Source organism: Lysinibacillus sp. NPDC056220 (assembly GCF_049315265.1).
Classification (GTDB): domain Bacteria; phylum Bacillota; class Bacilli; order Bacillales_A; family Planococcaceae; genus Lysinibacillus; species Lysinibacillus pinottii.
Map to the genome: position 1 here is coordinate 370457 of NZ_JBMOXD010000002.1, position 20010 is coordinate 390466.

The window sequence follows — 20010 nt, forward strand, 5'->3', positions numbered from 1 at the left end:
TAAAATGTAATATAGGTTTTGATTTTATCTTAGTATATAACTAGGTTTACTAATAAAATTTCATAGATGGAGAGTGTCAGGATGTTACATCAATTTTCACGTAACGAGCTCGCTATAGGAACAGAGGGTCTCGAAAAATTAAAAAATACAACGGTTGCTATTCTTGGTGTAGGTGGCGTTGGATCATTTGCTGCTGAAGCATGTGCACGAAGTGGTATCGGCCGAATTATATTAGTCGATAAGGATAATGTAGATATTACCAATGTGAATAGACAATTAGTAGCGTATCTATCTACAGTTGGACAATCTAAATCAGCTATTATGAAAGAGCGCATTGCAGATATTAATCCCGAATGTGAAGTCATTGATATGCATATGTTTTATACGGAAGAAACGTATGAAAAATTTTTCGCACAAGGCATTGATTATGTAATCGATGCAAGTGATACAGTCATGTATAAAATTCATATTATGAAAGAATGCTTAAAGCGTAATATTCCTATTATTTCTAGTATGGGTGCTGCGAATAAGATGGACCCTACTCGCTTCCAAATTGCAGATATTTCAAAAACACATACAGACCCACTAGCAAAAATTATACGCACAAAGTTACGTAAAGAAGGAATCCATAAGGGTGTGACAGTTGTATTTTCGGATGAAAGTCCGATTGTCGTACGTCCAGATGTGGTTGAACATGTAGGGAAGCCGGATGCTGCAATTCGTAAAGCGAAGATGCCACCTTCTTCCAATGCCTTCGTGCCATCAGTTGCAGGTTTAATTGCAGCAAGTTGGGTTGTTAATACGATCTTAAAAGATGTGAAAATCACACGCGTACAAGGTTAATACCCTATAAGATTTCAAAAAACAGCATAATGAATCATTTTCGTAGAAGTAGCCGCCTTTATTATTTTTAAAGGGGCTACTTTTTCTATGTTACAATAAGATCGTTATAAAAAGGAGGCATATACAGATGGAAAAAATTTATCAAATGGAGTATAGAGGTTTAAATCTATTCGATGAAATAAGCACTGTCGAGTTGGCTATAGATGAAGAGAAGCAAACGATACATATTTATGATATCGGACAGGTTGTAAGCCCCATTTTTAATTTTGATGTATCTGCCTATGAATTGTCAGATGGATTTTATAAAATGGCCGATATTTTACGGCATAAGAAAATATTAACGAATGAACAAGCAGGTAGTGACCTAACATTGAGTGAATGGTTAATTAAAAACAATGCTTATTTTTATATCCCGAATAAACGTATTAAAAAATATGTCCAGGGAAGTATTGTGGAAATTGTTGATCGAACAATGGAACAAGCGCTATTTGATGAATATGTACAAAGGGTATAATTTTACCAAAATAGTTCTTCTTATGTGCATAAAATGCTATTAATTCACGAAATTGTCTTATTTTTTTCATGTCCCCACTACTCTAATTGGTTTATTGCTATAATTTGAATAATTCCAATAGATAATCGATCAGTTTGTTTGGGATGCTTTGAGCTAATCAAAAATAGCCATGAAGTGCGAAATCAACAAATGACAAATGGGAGAGTGGGAAAATGGAAATTCAAATTATTCGAGATCATTTAGATATTGTCAAGCTTCAAGAGAAAATGAATGCCATTGTATTTGATTACTTAGACACATCTGATAATTATCCGAAAGCGATGCGAGAATTGAATCCTTTATATACACAAGTGACAACTTTTTATAAGGAATATATCGATAATCGGTCAGGGGAAATCCCTAGTGCAAATACGTATTGGCATTTGTTTATCGACTGTAGTGCCAAGCTATGCTATTTTTTAGCTGCTTCAACGTTCTATTCATCTAATGCTTTACAAAAGACGCCTAATAAAGTGGAGAAGTTATTACATATTGCGGCCTCTTCTTTGCCTAGCATCGATCAAGAGGAAAATGAGCAATTATTGACAGATATTTTTACCCTCATGGCTGAAGTAGTAGAGGATAAAGAAAAAGTGACTACTTTGCGTAATGAAGTGCTCGTACAAAAGGGTGATGTAAAGAAATGTCTACAACAGTTTAAATTATTTGTTGATCATGAATTGAATATCTAGACAATTAAAGAAAGTCTATTTTCTGAAAATAGACTATAGATAAGAATCTACGTGAACTTTTGTAATTATTTCTAGTTTTCAACAACGGTACGTGTTGAAAAATGGATGTATTTGCCCATTCAAGTTTCGTGGGTTCTTTTTTTTGTATTTAAAAAAGCAAAGTCGCTTCTAAAGATAGAAGGAAGGACTTTGCTCTGGAAAACTATTTTTTATTTTGATGAAAAGATTTAAGCTTTTCGTAGATACTAGCCATGCGTTTTTCCTCACCTGCAACAACAGGTTTATAAAACTCGGTGCCAACAAGCTCATCGGGTAAGTATTGTTGGTCTACCCAGCCACCGAATGTTCCGATGGGTGTGTTATGAGGATACTGATACCCAACATGACCTAAATCTTTTGCCCCTGCATAATGGGCATCACGCAAATGATGAGGGATACCCCCCGTTTTGCCATCATGAATCGCCTTTATCGCTTCATCGATTGCCAGAATAGCTGAATTAGATTTTGATGCTAAACACATCTCAATAACGGCACTTGCAAGTGGGATACGTGCCTCTGGTAATCCAAGACGTTCTGCTGCCTGAACTGCGGCTAGCATATGAGGACCTACCTCAGGATTAGCAAGGCCAATATCTTCATACGCCATGACAAGCAATCGTCTGCTGACAGCCACTAAATCACCAGTTTCTAATAAATGTGCTAAATAATATAGTGCAGCATTGGTATCACTGCCACGGACAGACTTCTGCAAGGCAGAAAGTAGATTATAAAAATGGGAGCCCTTTTTATCACCATAAACACCAATTCGGCTAATCAGGTGATCAATAATATGATCGGCTGCAATCGTTTGCCCTTCCACTTCATCACTTGCATAATAAATAGATTCTAGCAAAGTCAATGCCTTTCGTGCATCTCCATTAGCTGCTTCTGCAATACGCTCAATTTGTGAATCTGTTAAGATAAAATGATATTTACCTAAGCCCCGCTTTTCATCTGCAAGTGCTTTTTCTACAAGCTCCATTAGATTTTCCTTGGTTAATCGTTTTAGTTGATATATCTCACCACAGCGAGAACGAATAGCTGGATTGACATCGTGGTAAGGATTTTCTGTTGTTGCACCGATTAACACAATCGAGCCGTTTTCAACATGCGGTAGCAAAGTGTCTTGTTGTAATTTATTGAAGCGATGAATTTCATCTAAAAAAAGTAGAACTTTCCCTGAGATTCTAGCTTCCTGGACAATATCTTCCACATCTTTTTTACCAGCTCGTGTCGCGTTAAGTGCGAAGAAAGGGAGCTGAGAGCTTCCAGCAATTGCATTTGCAATCGAGGTTTTGCCTATGCCAGGTTCTCCGTAAAGCAACATGGAAGGGACATGTTCATTTTGAATCATTTTATATAGAGCTGTGTTTGGACCAATAAAGTCCTGATGACCTACAATTTCATCAAGTGTTAAAGGGCGCATTCGAAAAGCAAGTGGTTCATTGTGCAATATAAATCCCCCTTTCAGTCGGTGTCATTTTACATTCATCCATTTATTTGCACTAAAATACAGTGCGGATAGTGGATCACTGAATAATGTTGAATCGCATTATTTAGTATATCATATCCTTCTAGGTGTATTTCCGAGTTCATCAAGAGGAGATTATGATATACTGTTGGTAGTAATTTTGACTAGACTAATTGAGGGTGATAAAATGAAAATTTCAACAAAGGGCCGTTATGGGCTTACGATTATGATTGAATTAGCAAAGCATTACGGAGAGGGTCCTATTCCTTTACGTAAAATTGCTGCCGAAAAGGAGCTTTCAGAGGCGTATTTAGAGCAATTAGTGTCACCGCTTCGTAATTCAGGCTTAGTAAAAAGTGTACGTGGCGCTTATGGTGGTTATATGCTAGCAAATCCACCGAGCGAAATTTCTGCAGCCCATGTTATTAGTGTACTAGAGGGGCCAATTCAACCAGTAGAGGGCATTGAAAACGAGGAAGCACCACAACGAGAGTTATGGTTGCGCATTCGTGACGCAGTAAAAAATGTGTTAGATACAACAACAATTGAAGATTTAGCACAATACACAGAAGAAAATGTAGCGGAAGGCTATATGTTCTATATTTAAAATGTTTAAGCTAAAGCGCTGCTTCCCATACGTATCATAGTTGAGTTGAAACATAAATGGTGAAACTGTTTGTGCACACGGAATGTTTTTCATAAACTTATGATAAATGAGGGTTCCAGCGTTTTTTATTAAAAAGGAGTTTTCAACATGAATTCATATATCTATCTCGATCATGCGGCCACATCACCGATGAATGGCCAAGTTATAGAAGCGATGACGACTGCCATGCAACAGGTATTTGGCAACGCATCCAGTATCCATGGGGCAGGTCGAGAAGCGCGCAAATTTCTTGATGATGCTCGCGACATATTAGCCAAATCTATCGGTGCTCAGGCGGGAGAAATAATCTTTACAAGTGGTGGTACTGAAGCGGATAATACGGCAATTCTGGGCACTGTCTATGCACGAGCTAAAGAGGGAAAGCACATCATTACAACACAAGTAGAGCATCATGCAGTGTTACATACATGTGAAAAACTTGAACGAGACGGCTTTGATGTGACTTATTTACCTGTGGATAAGACAGGACGTGTAGCTGTTGAGGACGTCCAAAAAGCACTTCGTGATGATACGATTTTAGTAACAATTATGTATGGGAATAATGAAGTCGGTACGATTCAGCCTATTGCTGAAATTGGTGAGCTACTGCAAGGGCATCAAGCTACTTTCCATACAGATGCAGTTCAGGCATATGGTTTAGAACAAATTGATGTGGGTCAATTAAAGGTAGATTTATTGAGTGTATCAGCTCATAAAATTAATGGGCCTAAAGGAATTGGGTTCCTTTTCCAAAAGGCTGGAACACCTTTAGCTAATTATGCCTTAGGTGGTGCACAAGAGAAAAAACGTCGTGCAGGAACTGAAAATATACCAGCAATTATTGGCTTTGCGACAGCTGTGCAAGTTGCAAATCAGTTGCGTGAAGAAAAGCGTTCACTATACAATCACTTTAAGCAAATTATGCTTGATGTATTTTCACAGGAAAATTTAGCGTTCCATATTAATGGTGATGAAGAGCAGTCATTGCCACATGTTTTAAATATTAGCTTTGAGGGCATGGAAGTAGAATCATTTTTAGTAAATCTTGATATGGCAGGAATCTGTGTATCTAGTGGTTCTGCATGTACCGCTGGGTCGATTGATCCATCACATGTGTTAGTAGCCATGTTTGGACAAGGTACAGAGGAATTACGAAACTCTATACGATTTAGCTTTGGTCAGGATTTAACAGAAAAAGATATACGTGACGCAGCTGAAAAAACAGCACAAATAGTGAAAAGACTAGCAAAAAGATAATTTGTGAAGAACATGTTAGGTTTCTACAATTGATGAAGCATTAACTGTAAATAGATAAAAGAAAAGGTGACCACAATGAAAGAAGCACGTGACCCCTCTCAAATTCGCGTTGTTGTCGGCATGTCTGGTGGGGTAGATTCGTCGGTGGCTGCGTACTTGTTAAAACAACAAGGTTACGAAGTAATCGGGATCTTTATGAAAAACTGGGATGATACTGACGAAAATGGTGTTTGTACAGCAACAGAAGATTATGATGATGTCATAAAAGTATGTAATCAAATCGGCATTCCCTATTATGCTGTAAATTTTGAGAAACAGTACTGGGATAAAGTTTTCACATATTTTTTAGAAGAATATAAAGCAGGACGTACACCAAATCCAGATGTCATGTGCAACAAAGAAATTAAATTTAAAGCATTTTTAGAGCATGCGATGAGCCTGGGCGCTGATTATTTAGCGACAGGTCACTATGCACGTATCGATCGTAGTGGTGACGGAGAAGTAAAAATGTTACGTGGTGTGGATAATAATAAAGATCAAACATACTTTTTAAATCAACTATCACAGGAGCAATTGGCCCATGTAATGTTCCCAATTGGCGATATTGAGAAAAAAGAAGTGCGTAAAATTGCTGAAGAAGCAGGATTGGCAACAGCGAAGAAAAAAGATTCAACGGGGATTTGTTTCATAGGAGAACGTAATTTTAAAGAATTTTTAAGTCAATTTTTACCAGCCCAACCTGGTAATATGGAGACGATGGATGGCGTTGTCATGGGAAAACATGACGGTTTAATGTATTATACACTTGGGCAACGACATGGTCTTGGTATTGGTGGAGACGGTGAACCTTGGTTTGTGTTAGGGAAAGATTTAGAGCGTAATGTTCTTCTTGTTGGACAGGGTTTTGACAATGAGCATCTATATTCTACTTCATTATCTGCTGTAAAAATGAACTATACTTCGACAAAAAAATTGCCTGGGAAATTTTCTTGTACAGCGAAATTCCGCTATCGTCAAACTGATACACCAGTAGAAGTTGAACTATTAGCAGATGGCCGTACTCATATTACATTTGCAGAGCCTGTTCGTGCTATCACTCCAGGACAAGCGGTGGTTCTTTATGATGGAGAAGAATGTATTGGCGGCGGAACAATTGATGAAGTCTTTAAAAGTAATGAAAAACTAACATATGTTGGATAACTTGCGCTAAGACTGCTTTTATTGCCATGTGGCTTCATGGAAGCAGTCTTTCGCTACATAGAGGTGGACAAATAATGAATTATAATGAACAGGGCATTCAAGCGTTTCAAGATAAACGTTATGAAGAGGCTGCACAACTATTTACAAAGGCGATAGAAGCGGAACCTGAAAATGCTATTGGTTATGTAAACTTTGGCAATTTATTAGCAGTCTTAGAGGATACAGAACGTGCAGAGCGTTTTTTCCAAAAGGCTATTACCGTGGATGAGACAGCGGCTACAGCTTATTATGGCTTAGCAAACCTCTATTATAATGCAGAACGCTATGCAGAGGCTGTAAAACTTTATGAACAAGCACTTAAGCATCATATTGAAGGCGCAGATGTGTATTATATGATGGGGAAATGCTTTGAGCGTATGGAAAATTCAAAATTAGCATTGCCTTATTTACAAAGAGCCGTGGAAATTGCTCCCGAAGACACACAGATACGTTTAGCCTATGCAATCGTGCTATGCGCACTAGAAATGTTTGAGCAAGGAAAGAAGGAACTGGATCTTTTAATTGAACAGGACTGGAATAATGCAGATGCTCACTATAATTTAGGGGTATTGTATGCAGTGTCTACAGAGCAAACAGAAGATGCCATGTATCATTTAAAACAGGCCTTTACCTTACAGCCGGAATACGATCAAGCACGTTATATTTATGATATGATTGCTCAGCGATTTAACTAATAGATAAAAGCAGCAAGTGTGATTGGATGAACTTGCTGCTTTTTTATGTAGTTTATAGTGGGGTGTTGATAGAAAGAATGTGGATCAAATTCTTATGATTACTCAATATTTTTTGTAAAATGTATCCCATCCTCTTTTATTTTAAGGTTAAATTTGTTAGTGTATGTCATGCAGGAAAGGAATGGATGACACGATGAATAAAGTATTTATAGCACTATTACTTGTAACAGCGCTTGCGGCAATTGAAGGGACGATTGTTAGTACAGCTATTCCAAGTATAACGGCAGATTTATTAGGCGTAGACTTAATAAGCTGGATTTATTCCGCTTACTTATTAGCATCTGCTATCGCTGCGATTATTTTTGGTAAGCTAGCTGATTTATTTGGGCGCAAACGGATGATTATTACGGGAATCATTATATTTTTAATGGGTTCCATGTTATGTGGGTTAGCACAATCAATGGAACAATTAATTGTCTTTCGTGCAATCCAAGGGATAGGTGCAGGCTCAATTTTACCAATTACATTAACAATGGTTGGTGAGCTATTTACGACTGAAAAGGCACGTGCTAAAGGACAAAGCTATTTAAGCATGGTATGGGGCGTATCAGGCGTGGTTGGTCCACTATTTGGAGGTTTTATTGTTGACCAAGTATCATGGCACTTTATATTTTTCATTAATGTACCATTTGGGTTAGCTTCTATTTATCTAATTGTTAAACACTATAAAGAACAGCTAGAGGCAGTGAAGCGGAAAATTGATTATTTAGGTGCTGGCCTATTTACGATCGGAATGGTTTCGTTATTATATGTAATTATCGAAAATAGTAAAACACAAGCGTGGTTATCGAATCAATCGCTCATCATGTATGCTGTTGCAGCTATATTTTTAGGCGTGTTTGTATGGGTGGAGCTACGTGCAGAGGAGCCGATTATTCCGTTAACATTGTTTAAAAATGGTCGCCTTATGGTGATTAATTCACTAACGTTAAGTACTATGTCGATCGTTATTGGTGTGACAGTCTATATTCCGATATATGCGCAAAGTGTTCTTGGTAAAAATGCCACACAAGCTGGTCTTCTTCTAACACCCATGTCTATTTTTTGGACGATGAATTCTATTGCAGCAGGCTATTTAATCGGACGTTTAACAAATAAACGAATTATCCAAATGGGGACGATTTTATTAGTTATAGGAACCATTATGCTTGCTAGATTATCTTCAGGCTCTAGTGATATAAGTGTATATCTTGGCTCTTCATTAATCGGGCTTGGTATGGGCTTTATCATGCCGATGTTAATGATTTCTATTCAAAAGGTCGCTCATCCTAAGCAACTGGGTATTTCAATTGGCCTCAATTCCTTCACCAATACATTTAGTCAAGCGGTTGGTGCAGCCCTATTTGGGATGATCTTTAACCTTGCGACAAATGAGAAAATGGCCTCATTAGGTAAAGGGGAAATTCAGCTAAATGGTGAATTTGCAAAAGGTGGCTTTAGTTTAGAAGAAATAAGCTTTTTAAAGGGAACCATTGCTAATGGTGTAAGCTATGTATATATAACAACCTTAGTTTTTGCCATTTGTGCTCTTATTTTATCTTTCTTTATTGTGACGAAATTAAAAGACAAGGCTTAAAAATGAACGAAAATCCACTTCACTTTCAGGCAGACACGTTTGTAGTCTATGCTAGAAGATAGGTGGATTTTTTTGTTCAATAAAATCTGAATGTGTTTAATTATTATTAATATTATTAAGGTTGGGAAGTTGCGCAAAATATTTAGCTAGCTGCGATATAGGCGTACTATCTAATAAAGTGGGCTCGGCCTCATTTTCCTTTAATATATTGATCTCCTTATTTAACCGCTCCATTTTTCGATCTAGCTCTGCAGCTTGTAGTGCGGCTTCTTTTAATTCAATACGAATATGCTCTGGTACTTCTTTATTATATTTATAATAAATTTTATGTTCCAAACTGGCCCAGAAGTCCATCGCAATGGTCCTGATTTGTATTTCTGTATATACCTTCTCCATATGGTCTGACATGAAAATAGGGATTTTTATAATAAGGTGTAAGCTTTGATAGCCATTGTCTTTAGGACTAGCAATATAATCCTTCACCTCTACAACCTCAATGTCGTGCTGTGCCTGCAACATGGCACTGACTTTATAAATATCTTCGACAAATGAACAAGTAATACGAGCACCTGCAATATCACGAATGTTTTCGCGTACGTCTTCCATCGTTGGAGGAAGTTCCTTTTTTAACATCTTTGTTAAAATACTTTTCGGTGATTTTACTCGTGTGGAGATATGTTCGATGGGATTATATTCATGAATAAGCTTAAATTCTTCTTGCAAAATATTAATTTTCGTTTCCACTTCCTGTAAAGCAAATTTATAGGCTAAAAAGAAGCGTGTTAACTCAGTTTGAAATGATTTTAAAGAGCTTACTTCGAGTTCGGTTTTCATATTTTAATAATCCTTTCCTCTATGATGTGTCCACTTTTTTATGTTCTACTTCTTATTCTATGTAGAATTGTCATTCATCTCAATAAAATAGCAGCCAATTATTGGTGAGGTTTAAATGTTAGATAGTTTTTCATAAGGATAAAACATTTCTACCTCATATATAACTTACATAAGAGGTAAAAGGTTTCAAAAAGGCTAAAATGAATTGATAAAGGTGAAGGAAAGGTGAGGTGTTACAAACAAAGGGGAGAAAACTCTCCCTTTGTGTTAACTAATAATTTCAGCATTTAAGTTATACCGTTTATTAAACTCATCCACAAATATTTGTAGATCAATATATGTCCCTATATAAGGCTCTGTTTCTTGATCGCGTAGGAGACCACAAGTTGCCTTTAATGATTTTGAAAACTCAAGCAGCATTTGTTCATTATCTAGTTGAACATGGATAGCAAGAGAATGATCCTTTTTATTTACTTTGAAATATTTGCCATCAATGATACGCTCTAAATTTGTTTCTTGAAATGGAAAAATATAATCTTTATAAATGAGATTCACATGATCCCGCCCTTTTACAATATTTCACTACATCTGTATAGGGTAGCTCTCCTCCAAAAAGAGAGAGGGCACTCCCAATTGTGATATGAAGCTTTCCATTGGCTAATTGGTTAAATTTTTCTAAGTCTTTTATTGAACGAATGCCACCTGCATAAGTGGTTGGAATCGAGGTCCAGGCAGCAAGATCTCGTACTAATCTTTCCTGCATCCCCCCTTTTTTTCCTTCCACATCGACTGCGTGAATTAACAGTTCATCACAATAATTCTCGATAGCTTGAATAGTTTCAGCATTGACTTCGAAGTGACTAAATCTTGTCCATTTATCAGTTACGACATACCACTTACCATCTCGCATTTTGCAGCTGAGATCAATGACAAGATGCTCTTTACCGATTAATTTGTTTAAATGTTGTAAACGTTCTAAATCCAGCCTTCCATCATGGAAGATATAGGAAGTGACAATCACGTGTGAGGCACCAGCATCAATATATTTTTGGGCATTTGCAGCAGTAATGCCACCACCAACTTGTAACCCTTGTGGAAATGCAGCTAAAGCAGCTAGAGCAGCATCTTCATTTCCCTGACCAAGCATGATGACGTGTCCACCTGTTAAGTGATCCTGTGCAAACATTTGTGCATAGTAGCTAGAATCATAACTAGAAATAAAATTCTCAACGACTGTTTGATTGGTATAACCTAAAGTACTTCCAACAATTTGTTTTACTTTGCCTTCATGTAAATCGATGCAGGGTCTAAATTCCAAGAACTTCACGATCCTTCCGTGCCATTAATTCTTATTTATCATAGCATGGAAATATGGATAAAAGCAGAGAATTATCATTTGTCGAAATAATGTAAAAATAATGAATGGGAAATATTTTTATCAACGATATTTTGAGATGTCTATGGTAAAATAAAAAGATTGAAAACAATTAGAAAGGGCGGACCGAACATGACAGATCATCTCGATTTATTTGAACTCAATAAATTTTTTATTCTCGGACGTCCGATCGTCTCTATTTTTCATAACACTCAAAATATGTATTCCATTATTCGAGTGAAAATTCAAGAGACAAACTTACAATATGAAGATAAAGAAATTATTGTTGTTGGCTATTTTCCACCGTTACAAATGGATGAGCAATACCGCTTTACAGGTATATTAAAACAGCATCCTAAATATGGGGCACAATTTCAAATCGAGACATTTACAAAAGAGGTACCCGCTACTGAACAAGGAATTATTCATTATTTATCCAGTGACCTATTTGTGGGAATTGGGAGAAAAACAGCTGAAACCATTGTTGAAAAACTGGGTGCTAATGCATTACGCCTTATTTTAGAAGATCCGAGTGCACTGGATGCTGTTCCACGTTTATCATCTGAAAAAAAAGAAGTGATTCATCGGACGATTGAGCAAAACCTTGGTTTAGAACGGGTAATGATACAGTTGAATGAATGGGGCTTTGGTCCACAGCTGGGAATGAAGATCTATCAAACCTATCGAACGGAGGCTGTTGAATTACTAACAGAAAATCCATATCGCTTGATAGAAGATGTGGAAGGTGTTGGGTTCTTTCGAGCAGATGAGCTTGGTGCAAAGCTAGGGATTACCGGTAAACATCCTGATCGTGTCAAAGCAGCGATTTTACATATTTTAAATACGGCTGCATTATCTGACGGGCATGTATATTTAGACGCGGAGCATGTACTACCACTTGTAAAGGAAATGCTTGAACAAAGTCAACGTCAGGAAATTCCGTTTGAAGACATCTCAAAAGCATGTATTGAGCTACGGGAAGATGGAAAAGTTTGCGGAGAAGAAACAAGGTTATATTTGCCTTCACTTTATTTTTCTGAGGTAGGAATTGCCTCCAAAATATTGACGCTTGTTGAACGAAATAGCAAGACTGAACATTTTAGCAAAGATGAGATTCGTAAAGCGATTGGTGAAACTGAGGAACTACTCCAGGTGACATATGCTGAAACACAAGCAAATGCTATTGAACAGGCTTTAAATTCAGCTGTAATGATTTTAACAGGTGGACCTGGTACGGGTAAAACGACTGTTGTACGTGGGGTTGTTGAAGTGTATGCGAAGCTTCATGGTTTATCATTGAATCCAAAAGAATATGCTCAAAAAGAGGAGCCTTTTCCCATTATCCTTTGTGCACCCACTGGGCGAGCTGCCAAGCGCTTAGCTGAATCGACTGAACTACCAGCTATGACCATTCATCGTTTACTCGGCTTTACAGGTCAAGAAAAAGAAGAAGAGACTGAACGGGAGGTAACAGGTAAGCTTATTATTGTAGATGAAATGTCCATGGTGGATACTTGGCTTGCTCATCAGTTATTAAAAGCTTTACATGAGGATGTACAGGTTGTCTTTGTAGGGGACCAGGACCAATTACCGCCTGTAGGACCAGGACAGGTATTAAAGGATTTATTAGCATCCAAGCAACTCCCAACGGTGGAATTGACAGATGTTTACCGACAAGCAGAGGGTTCTACCATTATTGAATTAGCCCATCAAATAAAAAAAGGAACCATCCCGCAAGATTTAACATCGAAAACTACTGATCGCTCGTTTATTAAATCTTCCGTCGATCAGATTGGAAATGTTGTGACACAGGTAGTAAAAAGTGCCGTTGCTAAAGGGCAAGAAATTCGTAATATTCAGGTGTTAGCACCGATGTATAAAGGTCCCGCTGGCATTGATAATTTAAATAAGATGATTCAAGAGCTTATTAATCCTAATGATACAGGGACACGAAAGGAACTTGTCTTTGGGGACGTAACGTATCGGATAAAGGATAAAGTTCTGCAGCTAGTCAATCAGCCTGAAAGTAATGTTTTTAATGGGGATATGGGAGAGGTCATTAGTATTATTAAGGCAAAGGAGACAGTAGAAAAACAAGATTTACTAATTGTATCCTTTGATGGCATTGAAGTGACCTATCAACGCAGTGACCTCAATCAATTGACACTTGCTTATTGCTGCTCCATTCATAAATCTCAAGGTTCAGAGTTTCAAACCGTCATTATGCCTGTTGTCAAAGGGTATTCGAAAATGCTGCGGCGGAATCTTTTATACACAGGTATTACAAGAGCGAAAAACTTTTTAATTTTATGTGGGGAACCAGCCGTTCTAGCAGATGGCTTGCAGCGGACAGATGATTTACAGCGTTTTACTTCGTTGCGTGCTCGATTAAATCCAATGGATGTCGACGAAGTAATGGTTGAGGTTGAGGCAGTTCCAGTAAAACAAGAGGCTGTGCAAGAAATAGCTATCGAGGACCATAAATTAACAGTTGAAACAGCTCCTTATATTCATCCAATGATTGGGATGGATGATGTCTCCCCCTATGATTTTTTGGAGATGTAAAGATTGTACCCGATTAGATTCTCGCTAATCGGGTTTTTCTACTGTGCTGTCGTCACCTAATATTTGGACATTTCATATACTACATAAGTACAAAAACATAGGAAATGTTTAGGAGTGACAACATGCCAATAATGACAGGACAGCAGTATATTGAACGTATCGATGCTTTAAACACGTATATTTCAATTGATGGGGAAGTGGTGACGGGCAAGGTGTCAGAACATCCTGCATTTAAGGGAATCATGCAAAGTCAGGCAAAGCTTTTTGATTTACAGCATCAAGAATCATACCTTGAAAAAATGACATATGAATCGCCAACTAGCAAACAGAGAGTCGGCATGTCTTTCCTTCAAGTATTGAGTCCCGAGGATCTCGTAAAAAGACGTATGGCCGCAAGAGAATGGGCTTTACAAACAAACGGTTTGATGGGAAGAAGTCCTGACTACATGAATACGACATTGATGGCTTTGGCATCAGCATCGAACTTTTTGAAAGATAAGCCAAATTGTTTTCCAGACCATTTGCAGAAGTTTTATGAATATGCCCGTGAGAATGATATTTCCATGACACATACGTTTATAGAGCCACAAGTAAACCGTAAACGTTATTACTATGAGGATGAAGAAGTAACAATAGCTGCCAAAATTGTTGCAAAAACGGGCGAAGGCTTAGTCATTAAAGGAGCTAGGTTACTAGCCACTCAGGGAGGAATAACGGATGAACTTCTTGTTCTATCCACAAATGGCTTTGATGAAGGAAAAGGTTTTGGCTTTTCTATACCGAGTAACACAAAGGGCTTAAAGTTTTTATGTCGGCAATCTTTTGTCGGAGGAGATTCTAGGTTTGATCATCCTTTAAGTGCACGTTTTGAAGAAATGGATGCGATTGTTGTTTTTGATGATGTAGTGGTTCCGTGGGAGCGGGTATTTTATTACGAAAATGTTGAAGTAGCCAATCAATTTATGAATGTTAGTGGCTTCCAATCGTATACTTTGCATCATGTGCTATCACGTCAAATTGCTAAAACAGAATTTATCCTAGGGATTGTACAAACGATTGTAGATACCATAAATATTGGGGATTACCAACATGTCCATCAAAAAGTGGTAGATGTCATCGTAGCATTAGAAACGATGAAAGCACTGCAATTAAAATCAGAAATTGAGGCACAAAGGGATTCCTTCGGCTTTATACGACCAGACCTATCGACATTACAGGTTGCTATTCATATTTTCCCGAAAGTATATCCTACCTTTACAGATATCATCCAGCTATTGGGAGCAAGTGGATTAATGTCCATACCGAGTGAAAAAGCTTTTGCCACAGATGATGGGGATCTTGATCATTATCTGCAATCATTTCAAGACAAAGGGGAAGAACGAGTTAAAAAGTTCCGTTTAGCTTGGGATTTAACGATGAGTAATTTCGGCACAAGGCAAACACTATATGAACGATTTTTCTTTGGAGATCCTGTTCGTCTGTCAAGCCTACTCTATCAATCGTATAAACGCGATCATTTAGTGAAAAGAGTAGAAGACTTTTTGAAAAATGATTGATAGAAAGTTTGACAGTTATGAAACTATCCGTTATTATTTACAGGAACAAAAAAATAAGACTCCCTTCGTTAGGTGAGGCTCCTATGTGGAGATACGCTACTACCCAAAAATGTCGAGAGACGCCAATGGGTCAACAGAAATCATCGAAATAAGGTGTTTTTTAACGTAGCTGGGCAATTTCCTATGCCGCATAGTGCTAAAACTCAACGTTTGAAGGTAACAAATAGGCAAAGTTTTTTTGCTATTTTTTGATATGTGTATTCAACACGCCTTCATTCGTAGAAGGCGTGTTTTTGTTATGAAAGGAAGGTGATGAGAAATGGATAGTAGTCCTGAACCGAGTAAGCATGGGGTAGGTAGTCAGCATTTATGGAGACAGCCGTCGTTTCTTATCGCCGGCACAGACAGAAGGTTTGAAAAGATGACCTTTTGTTACTTTTTATAATAAAACACGAGGTGAAGTATCATGATTAAAATTCACTATTTCAATCACAATAGCAAAACAGTTCAACACGATTTCAATATGAATGATTTACGACTTCCCATTCATAGCGAGGATTTACTATGGGTAGATTTATATGCGTATAGTCATAATGAATTAAATAATATAGCAGATGTATTTGGCTTTCATCCACTAGCAGTGGAAGATTGCTTACATGAAGGCTCACGCCCAAAAATGGATAGTTATGGGGATTATAAATTTTTCGTTTTCCATGCACCTATCTATAATGAAAAAAGTAACAATGAAATTTCAACGGTCGAGTTGAATATTTTTATGGGACCAAATTATATTGTTACAGTCCATAAACAAAAATTACAATGGCTAGGCCAGATAGAAAAAGTTTGTTTAAATAGTCCTAAATATTTGGAAAAAGGCACTGACTTTTTATTGCATACCATCATTGATGGAATAACAGATGAGTATTTCCCTGTATTAGAACGAATTCGAGCACGGATTGATGAGCTAGAACAAGAGGTTTATGATTATCAACCGAAAGTAGTAACAGAGGAATTCCTTTCATTAAAACGAACAATTATTTTAATTCGTCAGGCCATCATGCCACAGCGAAGAATTTTTTCTACCATTAATGGTCAATGGAAATTTGATGTACAAGAGGAAAATATCCCCTTCTATAAGGATTTAAATGATCATCTTGAACGGATTGTCGACTCCACTGAAACGTATAGAGATTTAGTCAACAGCACGCTAGATACGTATTACTCCATTATTAGCGGCAAGTCTATTGAAAAGCTGAACCTGTTAACCGTTATTTCCACAATTATGCTACCGTTAACTGTTATTACTAGCTTCTTTGGCATGAATGTACCTTTACCTTATCAGGATTCACCTATTACAACAATTGCACTAAGTGCCTTTTTAGTGTTATTTACATGGGGAATGTGGGCATACTTCAGAAAAATGATTGCCTAGTTATAATTAGTCATACGAGTGCTAATTGACAGGTGAATATATTTTTCTTATAATTTTCGTTAGAAAAAGTAAACACGATGATGGAAAAAGTACGTAATTGCACGTGTAGTAGAAAGGGATTTCTAGGCTGGAAAAATCCTCACAGTGCAAATGCCGAAAGCTACTCCGGAGTGCAGTTAATCCCTGCCGTTCACTGACGTTACAAGTGCTAAAGAGGTAAGTAAGAGCTTTTACTTACAACTAGGGTGGTACCGCGAGACAGCTGATAAGTCCTCGTCCCTTTTTGGGATGAGGGCTTTTTTATTTTCATTTAGTAAAAGAAACCCATTTATAGTGGTTGATGCCAAATGTTGCTGGCAGGGAATAGATGGGTCATCAAGGTTTGATTCATATCGTGATTTTACAATATAAACTAGGAGGAATTTATCCAATGAAAGCAGTAGATATTCGTCAAATGTATTTGGAATTTTTTAAAGAAAAGGGGCATCACCATGAACCTTCTGCACCTCTAGTGCCAATCAATGATCCATCCCTACTTTGGATTAATTCAGGTGTTGCTACACTTAAACCGTATTTTGACGGTCGTGTTATTCCTGACAACCCTCGAATTACAAATGCACAAAAATCAATTCGTACCAACGATATTGAAAACGTAGGGAAAACAGCGCGTCACCATACTTTTTTTGAAATGTTAGGGAACTTCTCTATTGGTGATTACTTTAAAAAAGAAGCTATTCACTATGCTTGGGAATTTTTAACGGATAAAAAGTGGATGGGCTTTGATCCTGAATTACTATCAATCACAATCCATCCTGAAGATCAGGAAGCATATGATGTTTGGCATCAAGAAATTGGTATTCCTGAAGAACGTTTAATTCGTTTAGAAGGGAACTTTTGGGATATTGGTGAAGGTCCATCTGGTCCAAACTCAGAGATTTTCTATGACCGGGGCGTAGAATACGGCTCAGACGAAAATGACCCAGAAATGTACCCAGGTGGGGAAAATGAGCGTTATTTAGAAATTTGGAACCTAGTGTTCTCTCAATTCAACCATAATCCTGATGGGACGTATACACCACTACCAAAGCAAAATATTGATACTGGTATGGGGCTGGAGCGTATTGTCTCAGTTGTTCAAAATGTACCAACAAATTTTGATACGGATTTATTTATGCCTATCATTGAAAAAATTGAGGAATTTGCCAACCGTAAATACAAACGACCAAGTGAAGTGGATTTAAATGAAATTTTTGGCTCAGAAGAAGATATTAATACGCCATTTAAAGTTATTGCAGACCACATTCGTACTGTAGCGTTTGCTATTGGTGACGGCGCACTTCCTTCAAACGAAGGGCGTGGCTATGTATTACGTCGCTTACTTCGTCGTGCTGTACGTTATGCAAAACAAATTGGCATTGAGAAACCATTTATGTTTGAACTGGTCCCAACAGTGGGTAAAATTATGGAAGACTTCTATCCAGAGGTAACGGAAAAATGTGAATTTATCCAACGCGTGATTAAGAATGAAGAAATTCGTTTCCATGAAACATTAGATGGTGGTCTTGCAATCTTTAATGAAGTGGCAGAATCACAAAAAGCCGCTGGTCATGATTTTATCCCAGGAGCAGATGCTTTCCGTTTATATGATACTTACGGTTTCCCAATCGAGTTAACGGAAGAATATGCAGAAGAAGTAGGAATGAAAGTCGATCATGAAGGCTTCGAAACAGCAATGGAGGAACAACGTGAACGTGCGCGTGCGGCTCGTCAAGATGTTGACTCTATGCAAGTACAAAATGAAGTATTAGCAAACTTAACAGTTGCCAGCGAATTTGTTGGCTTTGATACATTAGTAGCCAATACTGAAATTGCTGCAATGATTGTGAATGGTCAAGTAGAAAAAGTAGCATCTGAAGGCCAAGAAGCTTTAGTTATTTTAGCTAAAACACCATTCTATGCTGAAATGGGTGGTCAAATTGCCGATAGCGGTATCATTTCTAATGATAGCTTCACTGCTGTGGTAAAGGATGTTCAAAAAGCACCAAATGGTCAACCGCTCCACACAGTAATTGTTGAATCTGGTGAAATGCATGTGGAAGATGCTGTCCAAGCAATCGTTCATCGTGATGATCGCAATCTAATTATTAAAAACCATACAGCGACACATATTATGCAGCGTGCGTTAAAAGATGTATTAGGTGATCATGTCAACCAAGCAGGATCATATGTAGGTCCTGATCGTTTACGCTTTGACTTCTCTCACTTTGGTCAAGTGACTAAAGAGGAATTACAGCAAATTGAACGTATTGTAAATGAAAAAGTGTGGGATGATATAGAGGTCGTTATTGAAGAAATGGCCATCGATCAAGCGAAAGCAAAGGGTGCTATGGCATTATTCGGCGAAAAATATGGCGACGTTGTCCGTGTTGTTTCAATCGGAGACTATTCCATCGAGCTATGTGGTGGTATCCATGTAAAACGCTCTTCTGAAATAGGTTTCTTTAAAATTGTTTCAGAAGGCGGAATTGGTGCGGGTACTCGTCGTATTGAAGCTGTTACAGGTAAAGTGGCTTATGAAGTCGTAAAAGAAGAAGAAGCACTTTTAAATGATGCAGCAGCATTGTTAAAAGCAAATCCTAAAGATATCGTAACAAAAGTACAAGCATTACAGGGTGACTACAAAGAATTACAACGTGACAATGAAGCATTATCTCAAAAAATTGCCAATGCTCAAGCTGGGGCAATTGTAGATGCAGCACAAACAATTGGAGATGTCACAGTTCTTTCTACAAAAGTAGAAGCAAAAGACAATAACCAACTGCGTCAGATGATGGATGATTTAAAGGCAAAAATGCCAAAGGCTGTCATCGTCCTAGGAGCCGTGGATGGTGATAAAGTGATGCTATGTGCAGGGGTATCAAAAGAATTAGTTGGTGGCAATTACCATGCTGGAAATATCGTGAAAATGGTGGCAGAAGCTTGTGGTGGTAAAGGTGGCGGTCGCCCAGATATGGCAATGGCAGGAGCAAAGGATGCTTCAAAACTTGATGAAGCACTACTTTCTGTGTATGATTATGTTAAATCCATTTAATTAATTCACCAAAACATGTTATAATAAAGAGAAATTGGAGATGAGCTTGTTCGCACATCTCCTTATTTCTGAAAGCGAGGTGCTGG

At 37.7% G+C, this 20010-nt stretch carries 16 protein-coding genes, 1 riboswitch and 1 other annotated feature; of the genes, 12 read left to right on the top strand and 4 right to left on the bottom strand.

The features are described from left to right. Positions 1-81 precede the first annotated feature (81 nt). From ACOZBY_RS06825 to ACOZBY_RS06835, 3 genes are all read left to right on the top strand, one after another. A complete protein-coding gene (locus ACOZBY_RS06825) occupies positions 82-843 on the top strand; it encodes a tRNA threonylcarbamoyladenosine dehydratase (RefSeq protein ID WP_031419256.1) in 762 nt (253 codons plus the stop codon). A 127-nt stretch (positions 844-970) separates the two neighbouring features. Then, positions 971-1357: a hypothetical protein gene (locus ACOZBY_RS06830; RefSeq protein ID WP_031419255.1), complete on the top strand. Its 387-nt coding sequence runs from the start codon at positions 971-973 to the stop codon at positions 1355-1357. A 212-nt stretch (positions 1358-1569) separates the two neighbouring features. After that, positions 1570-2088 carry a hypothetical protein gene (locus ACOZBY_RS06835; RefSeq protein WP_012295406.1) on the top strand — a complete coding sequence of 173 codons (519 nt, stop codon included), beginning with the start codon at positions 1570-1572 and terminating at the stop codon, positions 2086-2088. Positions 2089-2290: 202 nt separating this feature from the next. On the opposite strand, the gene ACOZBY_RS06840 is transcribed toward ACOZBY_RS06835, so the two are convergent. Beyond that, on the bottom strand, positions 2291-3580 hold the full coding sequence (locus ACOZBY_RS06840) for a replication-associated recombination protein A (RefSeq protein WP_031419254.1): 1290 nt from the start codon (positions 3578-3580) through the stop codon (positions 2291-2293). 205 nt (positions 3581-3785) lie between these two features. Between ACOZBY_RS06840 and cymR the strand changes: the two genes are divergently transcribed. The 5 genes from cymR to ACOZBY_RS06865 all read left to right on the top strand — a co-directional run bounded on the left by cymR (position 3786) and on the right by ACOZBY_RS06865 (position 9071). Beyond that, positions 3786-4205 (top strand): cysteine metabolism transcriptional regulator CymR, encoded by a 420-nt coding sequence (cymR, locus tag ACOZBY_RS06845; RefSeq protein ID WP_008181126.1) that lies wholly within the window; start codon positions 3786-3788, stop codon positions 4203-4205. Between the two features lie 147 nt (positions 4206-4352). Further along, complete coding sequence (locus ACOZBY_RS06850) at positions 4353-5501, top strand: cysteine desulfurase family protein (RefSeq protein ID WP_036217236.1); 1149 nt, start codon at positions 4353-4355, stop codon at positions 5499-5501. Positions 5502-5576: 75 nt separating this feature from the next. Next, on the top strand, positions 5577-6701 hold the full coding sequence (gene mnmA / locus ACOZBY_RS06855; RefSeq protein WP_422761852.1) for a tRNA 2-thiouridine(34) synthase MnmA: 1125 nt from the start codon (positions 5577-5579) through the stop codon (positions 6699-6701). Positions 6702-6775: 74 nt separating this feature from the next. Then, a complete protein-coding gene (locus ACOZBY_RS06860; RefSeq protein WP_012295403.1) occupies positions 6776-7435 on the top strand; it encodes a tetratricopeptide repeat protein in 660 nt (219 codons plus the stop codon). 193 nt (positions 7436-7628) lie between these two features. Further along, entirely contained in the window at positions 7629-9071 is a 1443-nt protein-coding gene (locus ACOZBY_RS06865) for an MDR family MFS transporter (RefSeq protein ID WP_031419250.1), read from the top strand. 96 nt (positions 9072-9167) lie between these two features. On the opposite strand, the gene ACOZBY_RS06870 is transcribed toward ACOZBY_RS06865, so the two are convergent. The 3 genes from ACOZBY_RS06870 to hisA form a co-directional block, all read right to left on the bottom strand. Continuing rightward, the gene (locus tag ACOZBY_RS06870; protein ID WP_012295401.1) at positions 9168-9905 is read right to left on the bottom strand and encodes a GTP pyrophosphokinase; all 738 of its coding nucleotides are present in this window, start codon (positions 9903-9905) and stop codon (positions 9168-9170) included. Positions 9906-10172: 267 nt separating this feature from the next. Continuing rightward, on the bottom strand, positions 10173-10460 hold the full coding sequence (locus ACOZBY_RS06875; protein WP_012295400.1) for a hypothetical protein: 288 nt from the start codon (positions 10458-10460) through the stop codon (positions 10173-10175). Next, positions 10444-11223, bottom strand: coding sequence for a phosphoribosylformimino-5-aminoimidazole carboxamide ribotide isomerase (gene hisA, locus ACOZBY_RS06880; RefSeq protein ID WP_012295399.1), 780 nt, complete (start codon positions 11221-11223; stop codon positions 10444-10446). The genes ACOZBY_RS06875 and hisA overlap by 17 nt, the downstream gene beginning before the upstream one ends. A gap of 189 nt (positions 11224-11412) precedes the next feature. Between hisA and ACOZBY_RS06885 the strand changes: the two genes are divergently transcribed. The 4 genes from ACOZBY_RS06885 to alaS all read left to right on the top strand — a co-directional run bounded on the left by ACOZBY_RS06885 (position 11413) and on the right by alaS (position 19924). Further along, positions 11413-13845 (top strand): ATP-dependent RecD-like DNA helicase, encoded by a 2433-nt coding sequence (locus ACOZBY_RS06885; RefSeq protein ID WP_200990556.1) that lies wholly within the window; start codon positions 11413-11415, stop codon positions 13843-13845. 122 nt (positions 13846-13967) lie between these two features. After that, complete coding sequence (hpaB, locus tag ACOZBY_RS06890; RefSeq protein WP_197225081.1) at positions 13968-15401, top strand: 4-hydroxyphenylacetate 3-monooxygenase, oxygenase component; 1434 nt, start codon at positions 13968-13970, stop codon at positions 15399-15401. A 57-nt stretch (positions 15402-15458) separates the two neighbouring features. Next, positions 15459-15623: riboswitch (M-box (ykoK) riboswitch) on the top strand. A gap of 244 nt (positions 15624-15867) precedes the next feature. After that, positions 15868-16833: a magnesium/cobalt transporter CorA gene (corA, locus tag ACOZBY_RS06895; protein WP_012295396.1), complete on the top strand. Its 966-nt coding sequence runs from the start codon at positions 15868-15870 to the stop codon at positions 16831-16833. A 68-nt stretch (positions 16834-16901) separates the two neighbouring features. Then, positions 16902-17117 (top strand) — a binding site (T-box leader). Between the two features lie 146 nt (positions 17118-17263). Beyond that, the gene (gene alaS, locus ACOZBY_RS06900) at positions 17264-19924 is read left to right on the top strand and encodes an alanine--tRNA ligase (RefSeq protein WP_031419244.1); all 2661 of its coding nucleotides are present in this window, start codon (positions 17264-17266) and stop codon (positions 19922-19924) included. Positions 19925-20010 lie beyond the last annotated feature (86 nt).

Bases quoted from the DNA above. Each gene is read 5' to 3' on its own strand.
- mnmA (WP_422761852.1), top strand. From the start codon at position 5,577: ATGAAAGAAGCACGTGACCCCTCTCAAATTCGCGTTGTTGTCGGCATG.
- ACOZBY_RS06850 (WP_036217236.1), top strand. From the start codon at position 4,353: ATGAATTCATATATCTATCTCGATCATGCGGCCACATCACCGATGAAT.
- cymR (WP_008181126.1), top strand. From the start codon at position 3,786: ATGAAAATTTCAACAAAGGGCCGTTATGGGCTTACGATTATGATTGAA.
- ACOZBY_RS06870 (WP_012295401.1), bottom strand. From the start codon at position 9,905: ATGAAAACCGAACTCGAAGTAAGCTCTTTAAAATCATTTCAAACTGAG.
- ACOZBY_RS06865 (WP_031419250.1), top strand. From the start codon at position 7,629: ATGAATAAAGTATTTATAGCACTATTACTTGTAACAGCGCTTGCGGCA.
- ACOZBY_RS06830 (WP_031419255.1), top strand. From the start codon at position 971: ATGGAAAAAATTTATCAAATGGAGTATAGAGGTTTAAATCTATTCGAT.
- corA (WP_012295396.1), top strand. From the start codon at position 15,868: ATGATTAAAATTCACTATTTCAATCACAATAGCAAAACAGTTCAACAC.
- ACOZBY_RS06885 (WP_200990556.1), top strand. From the start codon at position 11,413: ATGACAGATCATCTCGATTTATTTGAACTCAATAAATTTTTTATTCTC.
- alaS (WP_031419244.1), top strand. From the start codon at position 17,264: ATGAAAGCAGTAGATATTCGTCAAATGTATTTGGAATTTTTTAAAGAA.
- ACOZBY_RS06860 (WP_012295403.1), top strand. From the start codon at position 6,776: ATGAATTATAATGAACAGGGCATTCAAGCGTTTCAAGATAAACGTTAT.
- ACOZBY_RS06835 (WP_012295406.1), top strand. From the start codon at position 1,570: ATGGAAATTCAAATTATTCGAGATCATTTAGATATTGTCAAGCTTCAA.
- hpaB (WP_197225081.1), top strand. From the start codon at position 13,968: ATGCCAATAATGACAGGACAGCAGTATATTGAACGTATCGATGCTTTA.
- ACOZBY_RS06825 (WP_031419256.1), top strand. From the start codon at position 82: ATGTTACATCAATTTTCACGTAACGAGCTCGCTATAGGAACAGAGGGT.